7 protein-coding genes are annotated in these 4,513 nt (G+C 72.6%); all 7 read right to left on the reverse strand.

Annotated elements, in window-relative coordinates:
• Positions 1–1,029 (reverse strand): hypothetical protein (locus tag D6718_02520; protein ID RMG48082.1); only part of this gene is annotated, 1,029 nt, incomplete at its 3' end.
• A 37-nt stretch (positions 1,030–1,066) separates the two neighbouring features.
• A complete protein-coding gene (locus D6718_02525; GenBank protein RMG48083.1) occupies positions 1,067–1,783 on the reverse strand; it encodes a hypothetical protein in 717 nt (238 codons plus the stop codon).
• A 3-nt stretch (positions 1,784–1,786) separates the two neighbouring features.
• Positions 1,787–1,996, reverse strand: coding sequence for a hypothetical protein (locus D6718_02530; GenBank protein ID RMG48084.1), 210 nt, complete (start codon positions 1,994–1,996; stop codon positions 1,787–1,789).
• Positions 1,997–1,998: 2 nt separating this feature from the next.
• Positions 1,999–2,247, reverse strand: coding sequence for a hypothetical protein (locus D6718_02535; GenBank protein ID RMG48085.1), 249 nt, complete (start codon positions 2,245–2,247; stop codon positions 1,999–2,001).
• A 78-nt stretch (positions 2,248–2,325) separates the two neighbouring features.
• Positions 2,326–3,111 carry a sigma-70 family RNA polymerase sigma factor gene (locus D6718_02540; protein ID RMG48086.1) on the reverse strand — a complete coding sequence of 262 codons (786 nt, stop codon included), beginning with the start codon at positions 3,109–3,111 and terminating at the stop codon, positions 2,326–2,328.
• Positions 3,112–3,212: 101 nt separating this feature from the next.
• Complete coding sequence (locus tag D6718_02545; GenBank protein RMG48087.1) at positions 3,213–3,434, reverse strand: hypothetical protein; 222 nt, start codon at positions 3,432–3,434, stop codon at positions 3,213–3,215.
• A 97-nt stretch (positions 3,435–3,531) separates the two neighbouring features.
• The coding region (locus D6718_02550) for a hypothetical protein (GenBank protein RMG48088.1) at positions 3,532–4,513 on the reverse strand (982 nt) is incomplete at its 5' end.

Consider the following 4,513-nt stretch of genomic DNA (forward strand, 5'->3'; position numbering starts at 1 on the left):
GGCGGTGCGCCCCGTGGCCCGCTCCTCCCGGTCGCGCCACTCGTCGTCCGCCACGGCCTCGCCCAGGGCGGCGAGCGCCTCCATCTCACGGGCGAGCGCCGAGGGGTCCACGAAGCCGGGCTGCCGAAGGCGGCAGCGGTAGAGCGGGGAGCGGGCGTAGGCGGCGACCCGGTCGAACAGCTCCGCGGCGCGCTGGCGGAGCCGGTCGGCGAGCCGCGTGTCGCCCAGGTCGGCCGCGTAGCGGGCGAGGCGGTTCGCCGTGTGCGCCGAGACGGAGAAACCGAAGAAGTCCCGCGCGATCTCGGCCGCTTCGTGCGCCTCGTCGAGCACCAGCAGGTCGAAGGGCGGCAGCACCAGGTCCTGGCCGGTCTCGCGCCGCAGGGCCAGGTGGGCGAACAGCAGGTGGTAGTTGGTGACCACGATGTCCGCCTCGCGCGCCGCCGCCCGGGCCCGCTCGGCGAAGCACTCGTCGCGGAAGGGGCAGCCGTCGCCCTTGCACTCGTCGGACGACACCGAGACCTTCGACCAGACCTGCGGCAGCGGCACGAAGGGCAGCTCGGACACGTCGCCGGTCCGCGTCTCGCGGGCCCAGGCGAGCACCGCCCGCATCTGCCGGTCCTGCTCGTCGTCGTAGAGGCCCGCCAGCTCGCCGCGGGCCTCCGACTCGCGCAGCCGGTCGAGGCACAGGAAGTTGTTGCGCCCCTTGAGCAGCGTGAAGGTGAAGGGCCACGGCATGACCTCGGCCAGGAGCGGCAGGTCCTTGCCCACGAGCTGCTCCTGCAGGGCGATGTTGGCGGTGGCGATCACCACCTGCTTGCCCCGGTGCCGCGCGTGCCAGACCGCGGGCACGCCGTAGGCCACGCCCTTGCCCGTGCCGCAGGGGCCCTCGCCGAGGGCGTGGCGCCCGCTCCGCATGGCCTCGTCGACCATGCGGGCGAGCGCCACCTGGCCCTCGCGCATCTCGTAGCCGGGGAAGCGGGCCGCGAAGAGCCCGCAATCCCCGAACACCTCGGAGAGATAGTCGCTCACGGCCGCCTCCGCTCTCGTGCGCCGTGACCCCGGCGCATCAGGCGAAGGGGTCAATCGCGTCGTCGTCCTTCTTGGCCCCGAACTCGGCCTCGAGCGCGTCCACGAAGGCGAGCGCGCGGTCGACCTGCGAGGCGGGCAGGTCCCGGATCCGGGCCACGCCGAACTTGGCGCAGAACCGGTCCACCGCCTCCCTGGGCAGGGCCTTGAGCGACTGCACGATGGACTGCGCGGTCCGCGGATCCACGGCCGCCTCGGCCCTGCGGTCGTAGCTGCCCAGGTCCTCGCCGCCGCTGTAGAGCTTCTCGAGGTCGTGAAGCGGCAGGGCCTGGAACTCGGCCTGCTCCTCGGGCGTCAGCTTGTGCTCCGGCAGGATGCTGTAGGTGGTCTTCGGGTCCTTGGCCGCCCCGTGCCGCTCCACCTCGAAGGCCCACTCGTCGAGCGACCGCTTCGAGCGGATCTGCAGGAGCTGCTTGAAGAACACGATCCCCTGTTCGAGGACCTTGACCTCCTTGGTGTCGTAGAGGGCCACGTTCAGGGCCACCCGCAGCGAGGGCTTGTAGCCCTTGGCCCGCAGCTCCTCGTCGAACGGCACGTAGCGGCCGTCCACGAAGCAGACCTCGCGCGGGTACGGCTCGCCCAGGAACACCACGACCGCCTTGTCGCCGTCGTTGGCCAGCTTCAGCCAGGTGCCGCTGCCCTGGTCGTGTTGCCGGGCCAGCTCCGCGGTGCGCTCCCACATGTTCTTCGTCGTCATCGCTCACGCCTCCTCTCGGTGGTTGGGGTTGGGCTCCCGCCGGTACACGGCGAAGAGCGGGGTTCCGTCGGAGGCGGTGCCCGCCTCCTCGATGTGGAAGTCCTGGCCGGCCTCGAGCACGCGCTCGATCTCCCAGCGCCTGAAGAGGCCGGGCAGGCGGACGAACTCGTCGGGTCGGGTGGCGGGCACGGCCCGCGCCTTCTGCTCGGTCATGGCTACGCTTCCTCCGCTTCGGTCAGGCGCAGCAGCGCGGCGATGGCCGGGTGCGGCGCCAGGTTGGGGACGGGAGGCGCGGAGCGGCCGGTGCCGCCACGGGCGCGCCGCCACGCGCGCTCGAGGCCAGCCGCCACGCGCCGGACGGTTTCGTCGTCGGTCCCGCGGACCGCGAACACCCCGCCCAGCACCAGGACGACGTCCCGGAACAGGGCGGCGAGCGGGTCGCGGGGCGGGGGATGGGGCTTCATCTCTCGAACCTCCTTGGCGGGCCTCTCGCCCGGTCCGATGGGGAAACGCGCCCCCGGCTGCCGGGCTGGGACACCGGCTCACCGCTCGCCCTCGACGTGCCGCCGCAGGCGGGCCAGCGCCCGCTGGAACCGCTTGCGGGCCGCCTCGTGGGTGAGGCCCAGCCGCTCCGCCAGCTCCCGCTGCGACACGCCGTACACGGCCGCGCCGATCACGAGGTCGGCGTCGTCCCCGACGACCTCGGCGACGAAGGCACGGATGGCGGCGAGCTGGTCCTCCGGCTCCATCCCCGGGGGCAGGCCGAGGTCGGAGACGCCGGTGGGGCGGCGCGCGTACCCCGCGGGCGAGAGGTGGTCGCCGTCGGCCAGCTCGTCGCCCTTGGGCAGCTCGGACCGCCGCGCCTCGGCGTCCCACGTGCGCCTCTCGCCAGCGCGGACCTCCCGCTCGGTGTTGCGGACCAGGGTCGCGGCGACGCGCCGGATGCGGCCGAGGTCCGCCCGTGCGACCGCGTCGGTGAACCGGGCCCCAACCTCCGAGACCAGCTCCTCGGGGCGCTCCCCGAAGTGCCGCAGGTGCCGCCGGTAGATGGCGTCGAGCCCGGGCCAGAGCCCGAGCCAGAGCAGGTCCCGCGCGAGGTCCGCCGTCTCGCCGCGGCCCTGCGCCAGCTCGACCAGGGCGCGCAGGACCAGGTCCTTATCGTCGAGGTCGCCGTCCTCGCCGTGCAGCAGGTCCAGGAGCGACGTCGGCGCGTCGAACCGCGCCAGCTCCGGCTTGCTCTCCTTGATCTCCTCGAAGATGCGATGTGCGTTCAGGCTCTCGGTGGAACGGACGAGGCTCCGGTGCAGAGCCTCCCAGGTGGTGCGCATGTGACGCCCGCCTTCCGGCCGGGCGTCGCGCGCTCACGGAGGGCCGAATCAGGGCGTCGTTGCGCTCGGGTTGCTGGGAATGGACTCGGGGCCAGGCGCCGCTACGCGGCCGCGTCCTCGCCCCGCCGCCTGGTGTTCAGGCGGATGACGTTCAGGCGCCGGCAGCGAGGCCGGTAGCAGACGATGGAGGCGTGCAGGTCACCGCCCACCGTCACCTGGAGCTGGCCGCGCCGGATCGTGAGTCCGTTGTCGTCGATGGTCGCCAGGAGGATGCCGCAGCCCTCGCAGCGCAGCTCCTCCGGCTTGCCGTGTCGTGTTCTCATTGCCGTCCTCCGGTGTTCCGCTCGCGCCCATTCGCGAGCTTCCGGAGGCCAGCTTCCGTGGCGTGGGGATGGGGGAGGCCACGGTGGAGTTGGGGGTCTACTCCGGCATCCCCGGAGCGCTTGTTCCCCTATCCCCCTGGGGGTCGATGGGCCCCGGCACGACGCCCAGCTTGCGGGCGTCCCGGAGGAGCTTCTTCGCGACCTGCCTGCCGCGCTCAAGGTTCTCGGCCAGGGCCTTCGCTCCCGGCGTGCGGCGCCGCGTGCCCTTCTTGCTCCGGGTCTGCCGCTCACCGATGAAGGTCAGACGGGCAAGGCTCTCGTCGAAGCGGATGTGGCCGGGCTGCACCGCGAGCCGGATGCGGCCGTCACGCCGCGGGGAGGACTTGATGAGGGCCTTCAGCTCCCTGTCGCCGAGGTCGCGGTGATGGTAGCGCTCGAACTCCTTGCGCAGGTCCTCAAGGTCGTGGTCCTTCTCGTCGCCTTGAAGGCGGTGCTTTTCCAGCCATCCCCCTCCGTCGATGTCGGGATCGACGGCGCGCGCTGCGGCCAGGTACAGCAGCCGCAGGAACTTCAGGTCGCTTCGCTGGAACCCGCCGAACTCGTGGCCGTTGATACGCAGCACGTGTCGCTCGCCGGGCACGTGGGCGAACTCCAGCGTGACCTCGTCGAAGATGGCTTCCCGGTCGGTGATCCTGCGCTCGCGATAGCCGGGGTCCAGCGCGTCGAGGGCGCGCCACAGGGCAAGGTCCCCCTCGTCGGTAGTCGGGATGTCGAGGGCGACCACGTCACCGGCGAGGCGGACGCAGAGGGGTGTTCCGCCCGGATGGCTCAACAGGACGACGAGCCCGTCTTTCCCGAGGCGGTTCCGTAGCCCGAGGCAGATGTCGCTAAAGGGCGCCCTGGCCCGCAGCGTCCACACGACCGGCAGCCGTCGGCCGCGGCGGGCGAGGAGTCCCACCGCGACGAAGGGCGCGTCCACCGCGAACTCCGGGGCCAGCAGGCCGTTCCGCGCTCGCAGGGCGGCGAAGATCCGGTCGGCCGGGCATCGGTAGGCTTCCAGCGCGGACGCGGGGTACCAC

It is taken from the genome of Acidobacteriota bacterium (assembly GCA_003696075.1).
Taxonomy (GTDB): domain Bacteria; phylum Acidobacteriota; class Polarisedimenticolia; order J045; family J045; genus J045.

Excerpts from the sequence above, each read along its gene's own strand:
- D6718_02525 (RMG48083.1), bottom strand. The coding sequence starts at position 1,783 with ATGACGACGAAGAACATGTGGGAGCGCACCGCGGAGCTGGCCCGGCAA.
- D6718_02530 (RMG48084.1), bottom strand. The coding sequence starts at position 1,996 with ATGACCGAGCAGAAGGCGCGGGCCGTGCCCGCCACCCGACCCGACGAG.
- D6718_02535 (RMG48085.1), bottom strand. The coding sequence starts at position 2,247 with ATGAAGCCCCATCCCCCGCCCCGCGACCCGCTCGCCGCCCTGTTCCGG.
- D6718_02540 (RMG48086.1), bottom strand. The coding sequence starts at position 3,111 with ATGCGCACCACCTGGGAGGCTCTGCACCGGAGCCTCGTCCGTTCCACC.
- D6718_02545 (RMG48087.1), bottom strand. The coding sequence starts at position 3,434 with ATGAGAACACGACACGGCAAGCCGGAGGAGCTGCGCTGCGAGGGCTGC.